Below are 20,843 nucleotides of genomic sequence, written 5' to 3'. Positions count from 1 at the left end.
CCGTCCCCCTGCCCGCTGGGTGGCATTGGACTCATGTCCTCTCCAGCTTTGCCTCCGGAGAACCCCAACCGGAGGAAGGCATGAACAAGAGGATGACAGGTGTCATGGCGGCGGGCGCGGCGGTAATCACCCTCTGCGCGAGCAGCGCCCTGGCGGCGGCGGGCCGCGAGTCCAGCGCGGACATGCGCGGAGTCTCCGTGCTCGTGGGCGGCGGTGTCGAAGGGTACACGCGAGGGCTGGGAGCGGACATCCAACCCGGAGCCGCCTACGGGGCGACCGTCATCCTCCGTCCCACCAAGGTGGTCGGTCTGGAGTTGGGCTACGCGGGTGCGTCGAACAACTTCGACCGGAGCAACGTGGCGGTCTCCGAGGCCACCCGGGGCCCGGACGTGATGCGCAATGGCGGCCAGGCCGTGGCCACCCTGGGCCTCACCGCCTCGCCCGTGCAGCCCTACCTGCTCGCCGGCCTCGGCATCAGCCGCTACAACGTCCGCGCCACCGCGGCGGGCTTCCAGGACGACACCGTGGGCAACGTGCCGCTGGGCGGCGGGCTCCGGGTGCACCTCGGTCACTTCACCGCGGATGCGCGCATCAACTACAACGTCCTCGTGGACCAGCAGCTCGCCACGGACCTGCCCTCCACCAGCGCGACGTCCAGCACGGGCGGCATCTACACGGGCACCGTGAACCTCGGCTCCACCTTCTGACCCGTTTGTATTTTTTCGCCCCGGCACGAAATCGGGCACCGTGGGGGCTCGGCGAGAGCCTCCAGCATGAAACCGCCCCTCGTGTCTGTGAAGCACTTCACACCCGCCCTGTGAGCGGCTTCACAGCCCCCGCGCTCCGCTGGCGCTATGAACACGAACGGGACCGAACGCCGCGCCCCAGGTGCGAGCGGAGTGATGTGTGGGTGGGGTCGCCGCGGGCCACTCAGCAGCGAAGAGAAGGTCGCCGACAACAACTCGTTCCCGGGGGGGAACATCGCTTCACTCGTGGACGGGGGCATGGCGTTGCCCGGATCCCAGGGTACGACCGCGCGGGGGGGCGCGGTGGACCTCGGCTCAATCCACGTCCCGGCGCAGACGCTCCACGTCCAGCAGGGTGATCTGCCCGTTCTCGTAGGACAACAGGCCTTCCTGCACGTAGTGGCGCAGCCACTTGTTGGCGCTCTCGCGCGTCACTCCACACTGGTTGGCCAGGTCCGCCTGGGTCCGCTTGGGCAGGAGGATGCCCTCGGCGCCCTGCTGCCCCTGGGTCCGCGCGAGTTCCAGCAACACCCGCACCAGCCGGGCGCGCCCCTCCAGGAAGGCCGCGTCGTGCACGTGCTGCGTGACGCGCCGCACCATGCGGCTGAGCACCGCCAGCAGCCGCATGGCCACCTGGGGACGCTCGCCCAGGAAGCGCCGGAAGTCCTCCTGGTGCAGGCTCAAGAGGTGGGTCTCCTCCCGGGCCACCGCGTCCGTCGAGCGCGGCTCGCCGTCCAGCAGCGCCAGCTCTCCGAACGAATCACCCCGGGACAGGATGGACAGAATCACCTCGCGGCCCTCCGAGGAGCTCAGCCGGATGACCACCTCGCCCCGGCGAACGATGAACAGGGCCGTGCCCACATCCCCCTTGTGGAAGATGACCTCCCCCTTGGCGTAGCGCCGCTGCTGCAACAACCCCGACAAGTGGTCCAGCTCCTCCCCCGAGAGCGGCTCGAACATGGGGATTTGCGCCAATAGCTGCGAGTAGGACACGGGTCGCCTCGACGTCGGAACGAGATAAACGGGGAACCCGGGAAGTCTCACCTCCCTGGGGACCGGGGCCAAACCATATTGAAGAGGAACGATGGCCAGAGTGCTCTTTCGTGGGCGTTGAGAAAGAGGCACGCCACTCCCCCGCCCAGGAGGCGGCGAAGTCGTTGACCGGAGAATCCGCTTGCGAAAGGATGGGCGGCTCGGGTAACGCCCAGACCCGGCACGCGTGGAGGCCACGTCGGCGTTCCTCGAAGCTCAACGAGCGCATGACCGTAGAGGCTCCACCATCCGCGACAGTCCCCCGCGCCCTGTGCCCGCGCTGTGGCACCGAGGTGCCGCTGCTGATCGCGGGCACCCAGGTCATCCGGTGCGCGGGGTGCGGAGCCGCGCTGCAGGTGAGTGTACGCCCGGTGGACCCCACGGGCACACCCCCGTCCGCACCGCCTCCGGTGGCCGAGGAGGCCCCCCGTCCCCGGCGTCGGCCCATGGTGGAGGTGTCCGGTCCCCGGCGCGCGGAGGGGGCCCGGCCCGTCCACACCTTCACGGTGGAGCTCTCCCAGTCGGACATCGACACGGAGGGCATCGAGTCGAAGGCCGCGCCCGCGCGCCTGCCCCCTCCCCCGCCCGCGCCCCTGGCCCCCACCAGCATCGACACGCCCTGGTACGCCGAGGACATCGAGCGGCTGCCCGAGGCGAACGCCAGCCTGGGTCAGCTCGCGCTGGAGAGCTTCGAGGCGCTGCCTCCCCTGCCCCTCCGCCCCGACGTGCCCGCATCCTCGAAGGAGACGCCGCCCGCCCCCCGTACGCCCGGCAATTCGTCCCGGGACAAGTGATGGCCGCTCACCCGGCGGGGGGTCGGCCTCCGTCTTCCCATGTCCTCATGGAACAATGATGGCGTGCGGTATCATGGCGCGAGCAGGCCCCTGATGGAGGGAGTGGACGCAGCGTGAAGAGGAACGCAACCAGCAGGCCGCCGCCCGAGGGCGCGCTTCAGGAAGTGCGCCGCGGCTGCACCGACCTGGGCCAGCAGGTCGAGGGCATCGCCGAGCAGGTCGTCCCCGTGCTGAGGCAGGCCACCCAGGAGCTGGGCCGGATGGAGGCGCAGCGCGACGAGCTGCGCAAGACGGCCTCCCGCGACGCGCCCCCCGTGGTGTTGCCCCGCCTGCTCGAGCGCATCGAGGAGCAGGGCCAGCACGTCAAGCGGCTGGAGCGCGCCAGCCGCGGTCTCAAGGAACTGCTCTCGGCGATCAGCGGCCTGGGTGAACAACTCCAGGAGGGACTGGCCCGCCAGGAAGAGGAACGGCGCGAACAGGACGCCCTCGTGCGCGAGGAGAAGCGCCTGTGGTTGCGCGAGCTGCTCAACCTGCGCCAGCGCGCGGGTGGGGGAACCCCCACGCCCTCCGAGGACTCCCATCAGGCCGGGGGCGAGGAGACGGTGCGGCTGCGCGCCGAGCGGGATGGGCTCGCCCAGCGCGTGGAGAGCCTGGAGCGGGAGCTCGCCACCCGGGAGCAGGCCCTGAGCGCCAAGGAGCAGACGCTCGCGGATCTGCGCCGGATGATCGTCCTGCTCTCCGGGGACAAGGCCCCCGGCGCGTCACCGCCGCCCCAGCCCCTGCCGCCCCCCCTCTCGCTCCCCGTGGTGGCGGCCCCCGTCCGGCAGACTCCGGCCCGGGGCCGGCAGGCCGTGAAGGCCTCGAATCAGATGTTCGGCAACAGCACCATGGCGCTCGCCCACAGCATGTTGGAGACGCTGGGCACGGAGGAGGAGCCCTCCACGGAGTCCTTCGCCAACGCGACCCGGGCGCCCAGCATGGAGATCATGCTCGGCCCGCTGGACGAACTGGAAGCGGGGGGCCCGTCCGAGCCTCCGCCCGTGCCCGCGGTGACGCCTACCGCGAACCAACCCGCCATGGCCAAGGCGGGCGCCCGCGTCCCCGCCCCGGAGCGGCCCTCCGTCCCCGAGCCTCCCCGGCCCGCCTTGAATCGTCCGGGAACGCTCGTCATCAGCGAGGACATGTTCAGCGACATGCTCGTCGATGAAAACCCGCCTCCCACCGGTAGGAAATGAGCACCACGTCCGGGGATCGTTCACTGCCGGCCCGCTTCGGCCGCTATGTCCTGCTCAGCCACCTGGGCCGCGGCGGCATGGCGGACATCTACCGGGGCATCGCGCTCGGGGCGGGCGGCTTCGCCAAGCCCGTGGTCGTCAAGCGCGTGCTGCCCGAGGCCATCCAGCAGGAATCCGCGGTGAAGATGTTCATCGAGGAGGCGCGGCTGTCGGCGCTCCTGCAGCACATGAACATCGCGCAGATCTTCGACTTCGGAGAGCAGCGCGGCGAGTACTTCATCGCCATGGAGTTCATCCATGGGCGCGACCTGCACGACATGATGCGGCGCATCGCCGCGCGGGGTCAGGGCATCCCCGTGCACATCGCCTGCTACATCGCCATGGAGGTGCTCAAGGGGCTGGACTACGCGCACCGGGCGCGCTCGGCCGCGGGCGAGCCGCTGCACCTCGTGCATCGCGACGTGAACCCCACCAACATCATCCTCTCCTTCGAGGGAGAGGTGAAGCTGCTCGACTTCGGGGTGGCGCTGGTGGGCAACGCGGGCGCCACCAACAACGTGCGCGGCAAGCCGGGCTACATCCCGCCCGAGCAACTGGCGCGCAAGAAGGCGGACGGACGCGGGGACATCTTCGCCCTGGGCATCACCCTGTACGAGATGCTCGCGCGGCGCCATGCCTTCAAGCCGGGCTCGGTGATGGACGTGCTCAAGCAGACGGTGGCGCTCCGGGCGCGGCCCCTGCGGCTGCAGGACGCGGCGCCCTTCCTGCCCGAGGGGCTGTGCACCGTCGTCAACCGCTGCATGCTCGCCAACCCGGACGAGCGCTACCAGACGGCCGCGGACGTGCTCGACGCGCTGGACGAGTTCCTGCTCGGCGCGGGCCTGCGCGTGTCCCAGCGCGACCTGGCCGCGCTCTTGAGCACCTGCTACGAGCCGGAGGTGCGCACGCCGCCCGTGCAGCCCCCCATCCCCCCGGAGCTGCTCGGCCTGGAAGCCCCCGCCGCCATCACCTACACGGTGCGGGAGCCAGGGGGAGGCCTCTTCCTCATGAAGCTGGGCGAGGAGGACGTCCAACTGCTCTTCGCCAGCGGCAAGCTGTCGCCCGAGGTGCAGGTGTCCCAGTCCGGCGGGCCCTTCCTGTCCCCGTCCGCCTTTCCCCGCATCGGCGCCTCGGCGGCCGCGGCCCTGGAGCGGCTCAATGACCGGCGCTCCTCCACCCCCCGCCCCCGCTACGCCGGCAACCTCACCCTGGCCACGCCCCTGCGCGTCATGTCCCGGCTGATGCTCACGCGCGCCACCGGCCGGCTGCACTTCGAGGACAACCGCGTCCACAAGGAGCTGTTCCTCAAGGCGGGGCAGATCATCGCGGTGCGCTCGAGCCTGGCGGCGGACCGCTTCGGCCCCTTCGTGCTGAGCACGGGCAAGCTGACGCCCGAGCAATGGCAGCGCGCGGTGGAGGGCACCCGCCCCTTCACGGGCCGGCTCGTGGAGGCGCTGCTCGCCGCCCGGGCCCTGTCCCCCACGGAGCTCGCCGAGTGGACGCGCGAGCACCGCCGGAGCGTGGCGCTGGGCCTGCTCGCCTGGACGCGCGGCCGCTACGCCTTCTTCGAGCGAGAAGCCCCCATCACCGACGGCTCCGAGGAGCGGCTGGGGGGACTGGCCCTGCTCAACGAGGGCCTGCGCATGCACTACCCGCTGGAGCGGCTGGTGCGGGAGCAGGAGCCCCTGCGCCACAAACCGCTCTACCGCAACCTGGATGCCCCGCTGTCACCCAGCGACCTGAATCTCTCGGCCTCCGAACTCCGGGCCGCCTCCCTTTTGAACAAGCCGGGCAGTACCCTGTCCGGCGCGCTTGCGGAACTCAAGCGTCCGGAGGATGAAGGAGCGCTTCGTCGGGTGGCGCTGCTCTTCACCGAGCTCGGGTTGCTGGCGGCGGCCTGACGGCGGCGACACGGAGGCAAGAGGGGTTGTAATGGGAATCGTTCTCGGCATCGACCTGGGCACGACCAATAGCTGCATGGCCCGGGTGGACCCGACGTCGGGCCAGGCGCGGGTGTTGCCCAACCGCGAGGGAGAGACCACCACCCCATCCGTCGTGCACTTCGACCCCTCGGGCCGGGTGACGGTGGGCAGCGCCGCGCGCCGCCAGGCCGCGCTCCACCCGACCAGCACCATCTTCGCCGCCAAGCGGCTGATGGGCCGGCGCTTCTCGGACCCCGTCGTCCAGTCCATGCGCCAGCTCCTGCCCTATGAGCTGGTGGCGGACCCCGCGGGCAACGCCGCGGTGCGCGTGCACGGTCAGGTGAAGAGCCCCGCCGAGGTGCTCGGCCACGTGCTGCGCTACCTCAAGGAGAGCGCCGAGGCGCGGCTCGGCCAGGGCGTGGACGGCGCCGTCATCACCGTGCCCGCCTACTTCGACGAGGTGCAGCGCCAGGAGACGAAGCAGGCGGGACAGCGCGCCGGACTCACCGTGCACCGGCTGCTCAACGAGCCCACCGCCGCCATGCTCGCCTGCCGCTTCGACGAGTCGCGCCCGGAGAACATCGCCGTGTTCGACCTGGGCGGCGGCACCTTCGACATCTCCCTGCTGCACGTGGAGGACGAGGTGGTGCAGGTGCTCGCCACGTGCGGGGACAACGCCCTGGGCGGCGACAACGTGGACGAGCTGATGGTGGACGCGCTGCGGCGCATCTTCCTCAAGCAGACCGGGGTGGACCTGACGGGGGCCCCGGACGCCCTGTGGCGGCTGCGCGAGTCGGCCGAGGCCACCAAGCGCGCCCTGTCCGAGCGGGAAACCACCGCGCTCGACCTGCCCTTCCTCGCCACCCGCGGGGGCAATCCGCTGCACCTGTCCCTGCCCTCCTTCTCGCGCACGCTCCTGGAGAACCTGGCCTCGCGCGAGCTCGAGCGGCTGCGTGCCCCGTGTGAGCAGGCCCTGGCGGACGCGGGCCTCGCCCTGGAGGACATCCACCGCGTGGTGCTCGTGGGCGGCATGACGCGCATGCCCGCGGTGCGCGCGCGCGCCGAGCGCTACCTGGGCCGGCCCGGCGAGCGCTCCGTCAACCCCGACGAGGCCGTGGCCCTGGGCGCCGCGCTCGAGGCGGACATCGTCGCCGGCACCTCGCCCGAGGCGCCCCAGGTGCTGCTCTTGGACGTGCTCTCGCGCAGCCTGGGCATCCGCACCGAGGGCGGCCGCTTCAGCGTCCTCATCCCCCGCAACACCACCATCCCCGCGCGCGAGACGAAGGTCTTCACCACCACCTTCCACGGCCAGACGCACGTGGACCTGGAGGTCTACCAGGGCGAATCCCCCACCGTGGACGCCAACCGCTACCTCGGCGAGCTGCGGCTCACCGAGCTGCCCTCCGCCGAGGCCGGCGCCGTGCGCGTGGCCGTGGACTTCACCATCGACGCGGACGGTATCCTGCAAATCACCGCGCGCGAGCCCGCCACCGGCCGCGAGGCCCAGGCCACGCTGCGCCCTCCCACCGCCGCCTCGCCCTGAGGAGGACGCCCCATGTCCCAGGATCCCCTCTCCCACGACAAGAATCCCTTCGAGGTGCTCGGCCTCCAGGGCACGGAGGACCTGCCCGCCATCCGCAAGGCCTTCCTCCTCATCGCGTCCACCTCCCACCCGGACAGGCTCCGGATGAAGTCGCCCCAGGAGAAGGCCCAGGCGCTGGAAGTCTTCCTCGGCGCCAAGAAGGCCTTCGAGGTGCTGTCCCAGCCGGACAAGCGGCGCGAATGGAGCGAGCGGATGCTCCGCCCGGCCCAGCTACCGGCCCCGGCCCGGACCCCACCGCCCGTGAGCGCGCCCCCGGTGGTGTCCCGCCCGGGACCCGCCCTGACGCCCGCCCCCGGCCTGCCCACCGCCGCGACTCCGCCGCCTCGTCCGGGCCCCGCCCTGACGCCCGCCTTCGGCATCCCCACCGCCGCCACGCCCCCGCGCGCCCCCTCCTCGGCCCCGCGGCCCGTCACCGACTCCGGCGCCCGCCCCGCGCCCTCGCCCGACACGATGGCGCTCCAGCTCTACCGCCTGGGCATGAGCGCCCTGGAGGCGCAGGACTACGCCAAGGCGCTCGGCCTGTTCTCCCGGGCCGCGAAGCTGATGCCCACCCCTCGCCACCAGGCCATGGAGCTCGTGTGCCGGGGCCACCAGTACCTCAGCACCCGCTTCTTCGATCGCGCCCGCGAGAGCTTCGAGCGGGCCCTGCAACTCTTGCCCTCGTGCCGCGAGGCCCAGGTGAGCCTCGAGCTCGTCGACAAGCAGGCGAGCCGCTACCAGCGGGGGCGCTAGCGCCCCGGCGCCCCGGCGGCGCTCAGGTGATGGTGATGGGGATGTTGTAGAGGAAGCACACCGGCACCTTCTGGGGCTTGTACTGCCAGCCCTCGCGGATGCCCGTGATGATGTCCTCGTCCGCTCCGGGCACGTTCTTCACCGGCGTCACCTCGTACACGTCTCCGCTCGTGGCCACGCAGATGCGATACATGCCGTTGATGGTGCCCTGGTTGCGGTGCGACTGCTTGAAGACCTCGGACAGGCGCGGCGGCGTCTGGCGCACCACGTCGCGCTGGATCACGAAGGGCGGCACGTTCTTGGGCTTCACCGGGGCCTCGCCCGTCCCACCGAGCTGGCCTCCGAGCTGACCGCCCACCACGCCTCCCACCACTCCGCCCACCACGCCCCCGGCCACGCCGCCCTCCACCCCTCCGGGCACGCCCGCCGGATCAGGCGTCGCGACGGGCTCCGGGGTGGGCTCGGGCTCCGGAGTCGGCTCCGGCTCCGGGGGCTTCTCCTCCGGCTTCTCCTTGATGGGCTCGATCTTGTCCGGCTTGCGCAGCACCACTTCCTTGCGGGGCGTGGGCTTCTTCTGCACCACCTGCCGGGGACCCCCCGCGGGAGGCGGAGGCGGGGGGGGCGGCGGAAGTTGACGCACGAGCGTCAGCTCCACCTCCTTCTGCTCCACCACCGGTTTCGCCTGCGGCTTCGCCAGGGTGAACAGGGCACCAATCAGGCCCACGTGGACTACCACGGAAATCAGGGCAGGACCGAAAAAGTTGGGAGCTGGGGGAGCGGTCTGCTGCGAGAACATGGGGCCTCAACTGAGAGGGTCGCCCTCTCATAGCACAATCCGAGGGGCTGTTCTCCCTACCCCCCGGGTCACTGGGTGAACTTCGGGTGAAAAACGGCTCCCTTGTTGGAAAATGGCTCGAACTGTTGATACACGGACGCTCCGGCAGCGGCCTGGCACGCTTTCGGATGCTCGAGCCGCGAGCCCCCCTCATTCCCCGCGAGGCTCTCGTGCAGACGAAGCAGAAGTGGGCCCTCACGCTGATGACGGCGTGGGGAGCCATGTCGTGTGGTCCGGCCCAACCGGTGGATGCGTACCAGGGAGCCATGGATGGTTCGGCGCTGAGCGCGAACTTCCGGCCCCCCTCCATCTGTGGCGAAAAGAAGGATACGGCGTGCACCACGTACCAGGCGGTGACGGCCAACGCGAACCAGGAGACGCTCTCCTTCTACAACCTGGGCTTCCTGGCCAGTAACGCCTCGGGGCTCGTCAAGGACACCGCGCAGCGCCTGTCCCTGCCCGTGAGCCTGGTGAAGAACAACGTCTATGACGTCGCCAGCGAGTGCACCGCGGGCAAGGCGTTCGACGTGCGCACGGACGCGTATCGCGAGGACGTGCAATACCCCGTCTTCGATGCGCTGCCGCTGGGCACCACGGCCGTGCTCCCGCCCCTGGTGGCCGTGAAGACGTGGACGGATGCGTCCGCGTACACCTGCAACGCCATCAAGAGCCACCAGTCCCTCCAGGACGGCGTCTTCGGCGGCGCCGAGGCCGAGGGCCAGACGTACGCCCTGCGCGCGGTCATCAACATCGCCCTGGCGGTGCAGCCCCCGGCCAACAACCCCGCCTACGTGCCCGCCTACGGGTGGTACCGGGGCCTGCAACTGGCCTACCTGGACGGCGGCGCGGCGCGGACGGAAGTCGTCGATGTCGACAACAAGGGCAGCGTGTCACAGGTGCCGGTGTTCACGGCCATGGACGGCGTGCAGGTGAAGGCCAAGCAGGAAGATGCCGCGCCCACGCCCGCCAACCCCGGCGCCGTGCTCGTGTTCGCGGCCAGGCCCGGCACGCCCGAGTGGTCCCCCGTGGTGCGCGTGCGCACCTTCGTGGTGCCCGCTGGCAAGCAACCGAGTGACTACACCTCCCTCTGCTACGCGGCGGAGGACTGCCCCGAGAACTCCATCGACATGAAGACGCTGCCGGTGACCAACGCCGCGGGTCTGCTCTTCGTCGTGGCCAGCAACCCGTAGGCCTCCCTCCCCTTCCTCCCCCTTTCGAGAATCCCCCATGAAGACCCCATTGCTCCGAGGCTGGGCGCCGCTGCTCATGATCCTGGCGCTCGCGCTGCTGCCCTCGTCCGCGCGCGCCGCGGGCGAGAACTACGGCCGCGTCTCCGGCTACGTGTACGACCCCACCGGCACCGCCCTGTCCGAGGTGCCCCTCACCATCAGCGGCCCCGCGCTCCAGCAGCCCATCTCCCGCACGAGCGGCGAGGACGGCCGCTACGAGTTCGACCTGCTGCCCCCCGGTGAGGGCTACACCCTCGAGGTGACGGTGGAGGGCTTCACCCCCACCAAGATCAAGAACATCGGGGTGCGCCTGGGCCAGACGACGCCCGTGGACGTGAAGCTGGAGGTGTTCACCGAGACGCAGGCGACGGCCACCTACGAAATCACCGAGCGGGCCAACCCCATCATCAACCCGGACTCGGCCCAGACGGGCGCGGTGGTGACGGCGGAGAAGGCGGCGCAGACGCCCATCTACACCCAGCCGCAGGGCATGGCCCAGCTCGTGGCGGGCGTGGGCCCGGGCACCGCCCCGAGCAGCCGCGGCGGCATCTCGCGCTGGGGCAAGTTCTACGTGGACGGCATGGACACCACGGACGTGTCCGACGGCTCCATCTCCTCCACCATGAACTTCTACGCGGTGGAGAACTTCGAGATCATCACCGGCGGCCTGGACGCGCAGTACAACTCGCTGGGCGTCGTGCAGAACATCGTCACCAAGACGGGCTCCAACCGCTTCACCTACGACGCCGCGCTCGTGCTCCAGCCCTCCTGGGCCGGCGCCAAGACGCAGTTCGCCTCCAACCAGCCCACGAGCGCCGGCGGCCTGCTGCAGAGCAGCGGCCCCCAGGCGGTGACCACCTTCTATTCGCCCGTGCTCGCCCTGGGCGGTCCCATCGTGAAGGATCGGCTGTGGTTCTACCTGAGCGGCCAGATGAACTTCAGCCTGCGCGAGACGCCGCTCACCCTCAACGGCGTGCAGGAGAACCGCCCCAAGGACACCCGGACGAACCTGGCCCGGCTCAAGCTCACCTGGCAGCCCACGGCCAGTGACCGCCTGTCCCTGGCCGTCAACGTGGACCGCAACACCATCACCAACAACTACTCCAACGCCAACACGTCACTGGATGCCGAGTCCCGCATCGCGCGCGGCGGCTACTTCCTCATCGCCAACTACGACCGCAACGTCAGCGACAACGTCCTCTTCCAGCTGCAGACAGGCGTCACCTACAAGAACGTGTACCAAGGCCCCCAGAACAACGACCTGGACGCCGTGGCCCACATCGACACGAGCAACAGCTTCGCCACGGGCTCGTCCAACTCGCTGTCCAACTACACGGGCAACTACTCCACGGAGAACAAGTACCGCTTCCAGTTCGACCCCACGCTCCTCTTCAAGCTGGGCGCGCACCAGATGAAGGCGGGCTTCCAGGCGGGCTACCTGTCGGGAGACCAGGAGCTGGGCACGAGCGGTAACCTGCGCTACCTGGACCGGGGCGGCGTGTGCAATCCGGACGACCCAGCGACCTTCGGGTTCTGCCAGACGCGCGTGTCCTTCTACGGAGCGGATGGCCAGCCCGGCGCCAACACCACCAGCGCCGGCGTGGCCCAGCTCGGAGCGTTCCTCCAGGACCGCTGGACCATCAACCGTCAGCTCACCCTGGTGGCGGGCCTGCGCGCCGACGTGGCCCGGCTCTACGGCGACAATAACACCTTCGTGACCAACCTGGTGGGCATCGGGCCCCGAGTCTCCGCGACGTATGACATCACCAACGACCGCAAGACGCTCCTCAAGGCGCACTACGGCCGCTCCAACGAGATGGGCGACGTCTTCATCGCGCAGCACGCCAACCCGGACCTGCTCCAGTACAGCGCGTCCTTCAACACGACGACCCGGACCTTCACGGACTGCACGCCCGACACCCCCTCGGGCACGACGGGCTGCAGCGTCTCGGGTGGCGCCAACGGCCGCTCCTTCGACAAGACGCATACCCCCCCGAGCGTGGACGAGGTGAGCCTCGGACTGCACCGCGAGGTGTCCGAGGGTTCCGTGGTCGGCGTGGACCTGACCTACCGCCGCTACAACAACATGTGGATCGACGAGGAGGTCAACCAGATCTGGGACCCCAGTGGCACGCGGGTCATCGGCTACGTGGACCCGTCCACCTCGGGCACGGTCTACCGCATCCGCAACCCGGACGACGCCTGGCGCGACTACAAGGGCGCGGACCTGTGGGTCCAGGGCAAGCTGGGCCGGTGGGACCTGCTCGCCAGCTACACCCTGGCGTTCAACAACGGCACCGTGGGCAACTACTTCGACGGCTACGGCACCAACCCCCGCCTCAAGTACCTGTTCGAGGGCCCCATGCCGGACGACATCCGCCACACCCTCAAGGGCGCCGTGGGCTACAGCACCCCCTTCGGTCTCGACTTCAACCTGCGCGCGCGCTACCTGACTGGCACGCCGCTGTGGCAGTACCAGACGCTCAGCAGCAGCAGCACGGGCGCGCCCGGCTCCATCTCGTTCTACCGCTCGCCGCGTGGCACGGGCTACACGGTGAACCGGAACAGTGCGAATGTGCTGGTGTCGAACTTCAACGATCCGGCCACGCTCACCGAGCTGCGCAATCCCGCCCAGCTCGTCATCGACGCCCAGGTCCGCTACGACCTGGGCCGCCTGGTGAAGCTCGGCCAGAACAAGATGGAGCTGATGCTGCTCGTAACGAACGTGCTCAACAACACGGACGCCACCGCTCTGTATGATCAGTACGGCACGGCCACCTACGGACAGACGCGCTCGCGCGGCAACAGCCCCATCGCGGGACAGATGACCCTGCGCTTCCGCAACTGACAGCCGTCCCCCCGTGACATCCAGGGCCCTCCGCGGAGCACTCGCGGAGGGCCCTTTCGTTGGGCCGCCGGCCAGGGACGTGGACCGGACCGCCCGGCGTTAGACTGAGGCGATCCCGCGAGCCCCGAGCCCCCGCCATGAGCCTCATCGTCCTGTCCATTCCCCTCTTCTTCGTGTTGATCGGAATCGAGTGGCTGGCGGGGCGCCTGCGCGGCCGCCGCGTGTTCCGGGGGACGGACGTCTTCGCGAACCTCTCCCTGGGCGCCGCCCAGACGGTCTTCGGGGCCGTGGCGGCGGGTCTGCTCGCGGGCGCCTACGTGGCCCTCTACTCGGTCCGGCTCTTCGAGATTCCCTCCACCTCGGTGTGGGCCTGGGCGCTGCTGCTGCTCGGCACGGACTTCTGTTACTACTGGTTCCACCGCGTCTCGCACCGCACCCACCTGGGCTGGATGGCCCACGCGCCCCACCACCAAAGCGAGGACTTCAACCTGTCCGTGGCCCTGCGGCAGGGTCCGGTCCAGCCCTTCTTCTCGCGCGCCTTCTACCTGCCGCTCGCGCTGCTGGGCTTTCCCCCGGCCATGTTCGCCACCGCCGTGGCGCTCAACACGCTCTACCAGTTCTGGGTGCACACCGAGCTCATCGACAAGCTCGGCCCGCTCGAGTGGATCTTCGTCACTCCGTCCCACCACCGCGTTCACCACGCCTGCAATGGCCGCTACCTGGACAAGAACCACGGCGGAATGCTCATCGTCTGGGATCGGCTGTTCGGCACCTTCGAGCCCGAGCGGGAGCCCGTCACCTACGGCACGGTCGAACCCGTGCGGACCTTCAACCCCCTGCTGGCCGCCTGGAGGCCCTTCCGGGAGGCCGTGACCCTCGTCCGGAAGACGCCTCGCATCTGGGACAAGATCCGCTTCTGGTTCATGCCTCCCGAATGGCACCCGCCCGGCGTGGAGCCCGCGCACCTGGACGTGCCACCCGGGCGTCCCCGGTTCGAGGTGTACCCCTCGCGCCGGGTGGTGCTCTACATGGCGGTCGTGGGCATCCTGACGCTGCTCGTGACCGTCCTCTTCCTCTTCCGGGGAGGAGCGCTGTCCTTCCCCGTGAAGCTCGCGTTCACCGCTTGGTTCCTCGCCTCACTGGGGGGACTCGGAGGAGTGCTCGAGGGACGCCGCTGGGCACGGTGGGTGGAGGCCACGAGACTCGCCGTGGTGCCACTCGCGCTGGCGGCGTTCTGAGCCCTGGGTAACGGCTCGTCGTCAGACGACGCCTCACGGCAAAATGAGCAACAGCACCCTCGTGGCCGAACCAAGGACGCCTTGGCGCCGCGAAGCGCACGCGAATGGACGTGCCGCGGCACCGAGCCCCTGCACCTTGGGGGACCTGACCACGAGCACGGTCCCCGACGGTGCATCACCAGCTTGGGATGTCGCAGCTCGAATCGACCGCGATCAACTCAATCCCCTGTTCGAGAGCTGCGGCCTTGACGAAGTCGCTAGCCCCCCCAGCATTCTGACTGAGACTCAAAAAGTGGAGCCCGAACTCCCCCCACATCCAGAGGCAGGCGTATGGAGAGTGCCGGAGCACGAACTGGAGAAGCATCGAGTCAATCCGTTCTCCGTGGAAGAGGGATCTCAAAGAAGCTGGAGGATCAGGCGGAAGAGTATGCCCAAAACGTTTACGCAACTTCTGCTTCTTCAATTCATGGTGGAGATGCTGAAGAGCATCCACATCCCCCCGCAATTCGGAATCGGGAGGCCCGAAGGACAGGCAGCCGCGCGAGGACTCTCTTCGTACAACCTCGAATGCATGGCTGTCGGTCGGATGCAACAATGGCATGGAATCCATTCCCGAAGAGAGGATCATGGAACCGCGCAGCATCCGCTCGACCATTGTCCGTCCCTCCGGAAACCGATCGAAGCCAGAAGGGCCCACGCGCGATGCCTTGTAAACGTACAGATGACACTCGATGGATGAGAACAACGCCCCCCCGTCCGAGACTTGCTGCACAAGGCGCTCATGTCCATCTGTGAAGAAAATACCCATTATGAACCTCATTCCTGTCCAGGATAGGTGAAGACCTTCCCCTCTCCCTGCTTATTGACTGCATGAACGTGAGGCGACTCGTGGTGTGCGGGGTGGTCCGGGCCGACTTGATGGGGATGCCCATCGGGATGATCCATGAAGTAGGCGTCGCTGTTGGGATCACGTCGGCCCAGACTTGAAGCCCCCTCACCTTGTATACGCGCGTAATTGGATCCTTTACTCTCATCGTTCAGTGCCTTGAAATCGATGTCCTGTCCCCCACGCGAGGTTCGCGGCACCTGGGCATGACCCTGAGCCCCCTGCATCGCCTGAGCGCGAGACTTCGTGGGAACAACCTGCGGACCATGGCCGCCCGAGCCCGACTTGTCGGCCATCTGCAGGACCTGGAAGCCCTTACGAACATCCGCCACGCCATCGATGGCGACCGCCGCCCCCACACCAATCGCCACCGTCCCCACGGCCATGGCGGGTAGCCCCACGACCGACCCAACAACCGTGGCACTCGCGACCCCACCGCCGCCTACCATTCCTCCACCGGAGAGCATCACTCCCAGGCCATTGATCGTCTCGACGACGCCTCCTGCGGCCATCGCGGCCGCATAGCCCACGTAGAAGTACTCGTGCTGCTCCGGCGGCACGGGCAGCAGGGAGCCCATGGGAAGCAAAGCCGCGGTGCTTCCCATGGCCGCCCCCGAGACGAAATCCTTGAACTCCTTCGCGAACTTGCCGCTCGGATCGCCGTAGCGCAGCGGATTGTTCCGGGCATAGCCATACAGGTTGCACTCCACCGGGCTGTCCACGCAGCGCCACGGATGCTCCAGGAACAGCGGATCCGGGGTGAGGAAGCGGTTGAGCTTGGGGTCATAGTCCCGCACGCCCATCCGGATGAGCCCCAAGTCACCGTCATAGCCCTTCTGCACGTAGTCGATCACCGCCGAGAGGACCGGCCGCACCGCCCGGTCACCAAATGGGGACGCGAGCCGCATCGTACCATCCTCGTCCGCGATGACCGTGCCGCGCAGATCCGTGGCCACCATGCGAAGGGTGCCTCCACTCACCACCCCCACGAGCTGGCCGTCGAAGTGCAGGGGTTGCGTGAGACCATCCTCATCGAGGTGGAGTCCCTGGTCCAGGTAAGCGGCGACGGGGATCCCCCCGGCGAACTTCAGCAACCGATGTCCCCTCTCGTCATACAGGAACGACCATTGATCGGCGCCATTGTGGCCAGCCGCCGAGAGGTGTCCGTTCGGGCCATAGCGGAAGAACAGGCTCCCCCTGGTGAGGGCTCGCCCCTGATCATCGAAAGTGTAGGTCACCCCCCCCGCGGAGAGCGTCTGATCTGACTGGACGATGTCGCGCCGCGCGCCACCCTCTTCGATGAACGTGGGCATGCCGGAGGCATCGAAGCCATAGGCATAGGCATTCTCCGCGTCACCGGCGCTCGTGAGAAAGGTCCGCGACGAGTACCCATACGCCCGCGACAGATTCGTGGACCCCACGGAGATCGACTCCACATCCAGGAGTCCTCGCGCGTTGAGTTGGATGCTCGTGGACGCGTTCCACCCGGACCCCACCTGGGCGAGCGACACCCGCTGGCGCGTCACCGGATCATAGCCGAGCGTCACCTGCCCTCCCGGCAACGACATCGATTGGGGCTGGCCGTTGGCGTCGTAACCGAGAATGGCCTTGGGCATGCCGTTGAGCCACAGCTCGGAGAGCCGCCCGTGCGTATCCCGGACCCACCCCTTGGAGACGGTGGTTAGGACCGAGCCATCCGCCGCTCGGACGGACGTCAGCTCAGAGCGCACCTCGCCGCCGTCCGTGAAGGTGAGTTGCGTATCCACGGTCCGCCAATCCGTGAGATGCAGGACGCTGCGCTCCATCTGGGCATCCGGCCGGTATTCAAAGAGTTTGAGATAGCCCTTTCCCTCGATGGCGCTCACCAAACCCCGAGCCGTCCTCAGGCCTGGCTGAGCAGGCGTCGCTCCGTCGCGGTAGTAGCGGTACACCAGATCCGTGCCTCCGGAGAAGTCGGTGTACGTCTCCATGGAAAGCCGGCCCAGGGAGTCATAGCCCAACGTCAGCTGCCTGCGGATGGCGCCCGAGGACGTCGCGTAGCGCTTCACGGTGAGCAGGCCCGTCACGGGCGCATAGCCATATTCCACGCTGGCCAGGTCTTGACGCAGCAGAAGGGACACGCGTCCGTGGTCGTCATAGACGACGCGGTGGAACTTTCCATCTGGAAGGTCCACCTGGCGCAAGCGACCCAGGGCATCGTACCGGTAGCTCGTGCGGACATTCGCCTCGTCCTTGAATTCCACCACGCGCTGGGACGCATCCAGGAGATGCCGGGTACTCCAGGTCCCATTCTCCATCACCGTGCGCGTCATCCGCCCCGCGTCCAACCCCAGGGACGTGGCCACCTGCTGCTCCACGGTGTCGTGGAAGCTGGTGGAGGAGAGGATGGATGAGCCGAAGGCCGTGGTGCGCGACGACACCCGCCGCGAACCCGACAGCAGTGCCGTGTAGTCCAGCGACTGCATGTCCACGGTATCCGCCATGCCCGGCCGCAACGACGTATGGGTCTGAGAGAGTGACGACAACCGCTCCACTACGCCATCGAAGACCCATCCCTCGGGAACACGGCGGGCCGTCGTCACCGAGCCGCCCGCTGCAGTGGAGTAGTCAATGAACTCCCGTGCCGAGGAAGAGGCCGCATCCACCAGCTGCGACACGAAGGTGGAGCCAGGGGTGGTGGCCGTGGCATAGCGGTAGGAGTAGGTCCCCTTGGGGTTGAGTTCGGCCCCCCCCAGGCTGTCCCACTGTCTGGCCAGCCGCTCCTGCCCGTCGAAGCGGAAGAACTGCTGATACGGCGTGCCGCCACGGTCCATTTCCAGGGCGAGGATGGCATCCGTCACGGGATGGCGCTCCGTCACCCGCGTCACCACGCCCTCGGGCGAGGTCACCTGCCGCAACATCCGCCGGGCGGGCTCGTAGTCGAAGGCCATCACTCCGCGGCCCGGAATCGAGATGGAACCCACCGAGAAGTCCGCGTTGTACATTACCTCTTGCAATGTGAGGGATTGCCCGGGAACGAGGCTGACCACCTTCGTTACCTGCCCAGCCGTGTTCCGCTCGATGCTTCCCTCATGGCGAAAATTCAGGTTGGGATCCGAGTGGGAGCCCGTCATGACCAGACCGGAGTCCAGACAGTGCAAGGACTGATTCCAGCCGGGCAACACCGAACGAGAGTGCTCCGTCACCAAGGTGCCGTGCTCATTGGAGATCCGCACTTGGGCCGGACACACTTCCGCGGTGTACGCCAGATACTCCGTGCGCTCGGAGACCCGCTGAGCATCGCCAGGATCCATCCACCCCTGCACCCGCGCGGAGGGACGCTTCCAGGCAATTCCCTGCAAGGTGACGTCCTGGTATTCCCATGACTCGAAGGCCCGCACCTGGGGCGAACCCACGTCCGTCCGCACAGAAGACAATGGCAGTCCCGCGACGTGGTCCTCCATCAGGAAGTCCATGACGTGCGAGACCCGCGAATCCACGCGGGAGACCGTCTCATAGCCCAGCGGAAAGCCTCCCACTGAGTGCACGCGCGGGTTCTGGTAACTGTAGTGGTAGGTGACGGTTTCCTGGCCACTGGACTTCACCCGCATCTGCGCCAACACAGACTGGCGAGGGCCGCTCCCCACGGTGGACGGACCGCGCTGATACATGAAGTCCAACCGGGTGCCCTTGCCGTCATCCGCGCTCTTGAGCAGTCCCGTGCCCGGAGTGTTGAGAGCGACCGAGTGCGCCTTGCCCTCCTTGGAGAAGAAAACCTCCGTGTTGCCCGTGCCCGCGAAGTCCTGGACGATGGGAAACGCCGAATCGAGCCCCGACGGATTCAAGCCGGGCACCGGCTTCTCCACGAGCCTGTCCCCCACGTTCACCAGCAGGAAGGCCCGCGTCGAGTTGTTGATGAGCACATCCGTCAGACCATCCCGGTTGGCGTCCACGAAGCTCACCTGGAAGCGTGACAGATCGATGGTCGTCCCCGTAGTGCCATAACCGCGGAACGTCTGCCCCGTGGGCTCGAAGAGGAAGTTGCCGCGTCCCCGGTACACCACCAGGGTTGCGGAATTGCGCATGATGAGGTCCGGCAAGCCATCGCCGTTGAAGTCATGGACCCAGACAGCCGAGGGAGCGAAGCCCATGGTCAGCGTGCCAGTCATCTGAGCACCGAACGCATAGCCGGCGCTCGTGCTCTGATTCGGTATCACCCAATAGCCATTGCGAAAGACGCGCACGATGTCTGGCTGCCGATCCCGATTGAGGTCGGCCAGACGCGTCGTCGCGTCCAGGGTCCAGGTCCCCGAGATGGAGGACTCGTGAACGGGCGTGCCATCGCGCTCGCACAGCAGGATCTTCGTCTGACCCACACCGGACTGGACGAGCAGCCGCACCACTTGATGGGTGGAGAGATCCGCGCGCATGCGGGCCAGCGTGCGAGGAGTGTTGCCCGAGGACGGCGCCGCCCGGCATTCCGACCGCGCGTTGCCGGGAGCCGCAGGAAGTGACTCATAGCTGAATCCCTCGGGCCCCTGCCGGATGAGCTTGAACTCGGTACGCTCCTCCAGGTCCGTCCAACCATCCGACTCGGAGTCCAGGATGGTGGAGCGGGTCGGCATTAAGACACTGGACGAGAAATCTTTCAGCACCTCATCGAACGAGGGCGTGGCCCGCAGGGTAGCGGCGGTCAGCGTCGGCTCGGCCAGTTCGTACTCGTACGTCATGGCGGGCGCGCGCTCGCCCGAGGCGAACACCTGTTGGACCGAGGTAAGCAGGAACGTGGGCCCCAGCCCCTCCTGCCGATAACCCAGCTCATGTGTCCAACGCAGCTCGAACTTCCCCGTGGTGATGTTCTTCGCGCGCAGTTCTACTCGCGAGACGCGGCGGTCCAGCACCAGGGCGTCGCGCGAGCGAAGATCCGCGAAGGGAGTCGTCAGCGTGTCGTAGATGAAATCCACGCGAGATAGGAGTTCCTCACCCATTCCTCCGTAGAGCGCGGACTGGAGGAAGAGCCGCCCGGAGGCGTTAGCCGTGTACGACAGTCGCGTCTTGTACCCGGTAGCCAGGATGACCTCGGTGAGGTGCCAGGCATATGTGCCACTCGACGTCTGCACGCGTGCCCCGCCACCGAATGTCCAGCGGCTTCCGTCCGGGTGGTGGGCGATGAAGCCGTCCGCCACGGGCTCCACCCGGATGTGACCCGTCAGGCCCTGCGGATACCAGAACCCGTCGAGCCCCCGCACCATCCGGCCCCAGGGGCCGGTCAGCTCATCGGTGGAGTAGTCGAGGTCCCCGATGACGCGCGAGCGCACGATGGCGAGCGAGGAGCGCCAACCCTGACCCCACTCCGAAACGCCGTTGTCGGGTGAGTAGGTGGGAAACACGGAGGCCAGCAAGGGGCCCCGCTCCGCGGGCACAACGAAGGGCGAGGACAGGGAGAAGCCACCCCGGCTGACGTCCGCGGGTCCAAAGGCCGTGCTCGCATACTGGCCCACGAGCGAGCCACGCTGAGGGGCCGACAACTCGGGAGCCTGGACCTGATAATCATTGACGGTCTGTGCCGTGACGGGACACGCCAGCAGCAAGCCGAGGAACATCAGTAAACGGGACATGATATGGCATCCTCACCGGAGCAGTGAAAGCGCCCCGGCTGATGAAGGATGGGTGAAGAATTCTTGGGAAAGACACCGCGAGGGCGTTGCGGTCGCGTGGCGCCGGA

The 20,843-nt window shown here is 68.1% G+C and carries 13 protein-coding genes; 9 read left to right on the top strand and 4 right to left on the bottom strand.

Annotation, left to right across the window (positions count from 1 at the left end):
- The first annotated feature begins 80 nt into the window (after window positions 1-80).
- Window positions 81-707 (top strand): hypothetical protein, encoded by a 627-nt coding sequence (locus tag MEBOL_RS18930; protein ID WP_245919900.1) that lies wholly within the window; start codon window positions 81-83, stop codon window positions 705-707.
- Between the two features lie 354 nt (window positions 708-1,061).
- On the opposite strand, the gene MEBOL_RS18925 is transcribed toward MEBOL_RS18930, so the two are convergent.
- Window positions 1,062-1,739, bottom strand: coding sequence for a Crp/Fnr family transcriptional regulator (locus MEBOL_RS18925; protein WP_095978754.1), 678 nt, complete (start codon window positions 1,737-1,739; stop codon window positions 1,062-1,064).
- A 266-nt stretch (window positions 1,740-2,005) separates the two neighbouring features.
- On the opposite strand from MEBOL_RS18925, the gene MEBOL_RS18920 reads away from it, so the two are divergent.
- From MEBOL_RS18920 to MEBOL_RS18900, 5 genes are all read left to right on the top strand, one after another.
- Window positions 2,006-2,572, top strand: a complete 567-nt coding sequence (locus MEBOL_RS18920; protein ID WP_170115543.1) for a hypothetical protein — start codon at window positions 2,006-2,008, stop codon at window positions 2,570-2,572.
- 113 nt (window positions 2,573-2,685) lie between these two features.
- Window positions 2,686-3,807: a hypothetical protein gene (locus MEBOL_RS18915; RefSeq protein ID WP_095978752.1), complete on the top strand. Its 1,122-nt coding sequence runs from the start codon at window positions 2,686-2,688 to the stop codon at window positions 3,805-3,807.
- Window positions 3,804-5,747: a serine/threonine protein kinase gene (locus MEBOL_RS18910; RefSeq protein ID WP_095978751.1), complete on the top strand. Its 1,944-nt coding sequence runs from the start codon at window positions 3,804-3,806 to the stop codon at window positions 5,745-5,747. The genes MEBOL_RS18915 and MEBOL_RS18910 overlap by 4 nt, the downstream gene beginning before the upstream one ends.
- 31 nt (window positions 5,748-5,778) lie before the next feature.
- Window positions 5,779-7,311: an Hsp70 family protein gene (locus MEBOL_RS18905; RefSeq protein ID WP_157775225.1), complete on the top strand. Its 1,533-nt coding sequence runs from the start codon at window positions 5,779-5,781 to the stop codon at window positions 7,309-7,311.
- Window positions 7,312-7,323: 12 nt separating this feature from the next.
- Window positions 7,324-8,103, top strand: a complete 780-nt coding sequence (locus MEBOL_RS18900) for a tetratricopeptide repeat protein (protein WP_095978749.1) — start codon at window positions 7,324-7,326, stop codon at window positions 8,101-8,103.
- Window positions 8,104-8,125: 22 nt separating this feature from the next.
- Here the strand turns inward: MEBOL_RS18900 and MEBOL_RS18895 are convergent, their stop codons facing one another.
- Complete coding sequence (locus tag MEBOL_RS18895) at window positions 8,126-8,827, bottom strand: PaxA (protein ID WP_157775222.1); 702 nt, start codon at window positions 8,825-8,827, stop codon at window positions 8,126-8,128.
- A 239-nt stretch (window positions 8,828-9,066) separates the two neighbouring features.
- Here MEBOL_RS18895 and MEBOL_RS18890 point away from each other — a divergent pair, with 239 nt between their 5' ends.
- From MEBOL_RS18890 to MEBOL_RS18880, 3 genes are all read left to right on the top strand, one after another.
- On the top strand, window positions 9,067-10,128 hold the full coding sequence (locus MEBOL_RS18890; protein ID WP_095978748.1) for a hypothetical protein: 1,062 nt from the start codon (window positions 9,067-9,069) through the stop codon (window positions 10,126-10,128).
- 37 nt (window positions 10,129-10,165) lie between these two features.
- Complete coding sequence (locus MEBOL_RS18885) at window positions 10,166-13,015, top strand: TonB-dependent receptor (RefSeq protein ID WP_095978747.1); 2,850 nt, start codon at window positions 10,166-10,168, stop codon at window positions 13,013-13,015.
- 137 nt (window positions 13,016-13,152) lie between these two features.
- The gene (locus tag MEBOL_RS18880) at window positions 13,153-14,253 is read left to right on the top strand and encodes a sterol desaturase family protein (protein ID WP_095978746.1); all 1,101 of its coding nucleotides are present in this window, start codon (window positions 13,153-13,155) and stop codon (window positions 14,251-14,253) included.
- 175 nt (window positions 14,254-14,428) lie between these two features.
- On the opposite strand, the gene MEBOL_RS18875 is transcribed toward MEBOL_RS18880, so the two are convergent.
- The gene (locus MEBOL_RS18875) at window positions 14,429-15,061 is read right to left on the bottom strand and encodes a hypothetical protein (protein ID WP_157775216.1); all 633 of its coding nucleotides are present in this window, start codon (window positions 15,059-15,061) and stop codon (window positions 14,429-14,431) included.
- Between the two features lie 8 nt (window positions 15,062-15,069).
- The gene (locus MEBOL_RS18870; protein ID WP_095978744.1) at window positions 15,070-20,736 is read right to left on the bottom strand and encodes an RHS repeat-associated core domain-containing protein; all 5,667 of its coding nucleotides are present in this window, start codon (window positions 20,734-20,736) and stop codon (window positions 15,070-15,072) included.
- Window positions 20,737-20,843 lie beyond the last annotated feature (107 nt).

The organism is Melittangium boletus DSM 14713, assembly GCF_002305855.1.
Classification (GTDB): domain Bacteria; phylum Myxococcota; class Myxococcia; order Myxococcales; family Myxococcaceae; genus Cystobacter; species Cystobacter boletus.
This window is presented reverse-complemented; position numbering and strand designations above follow the sequence as displayed.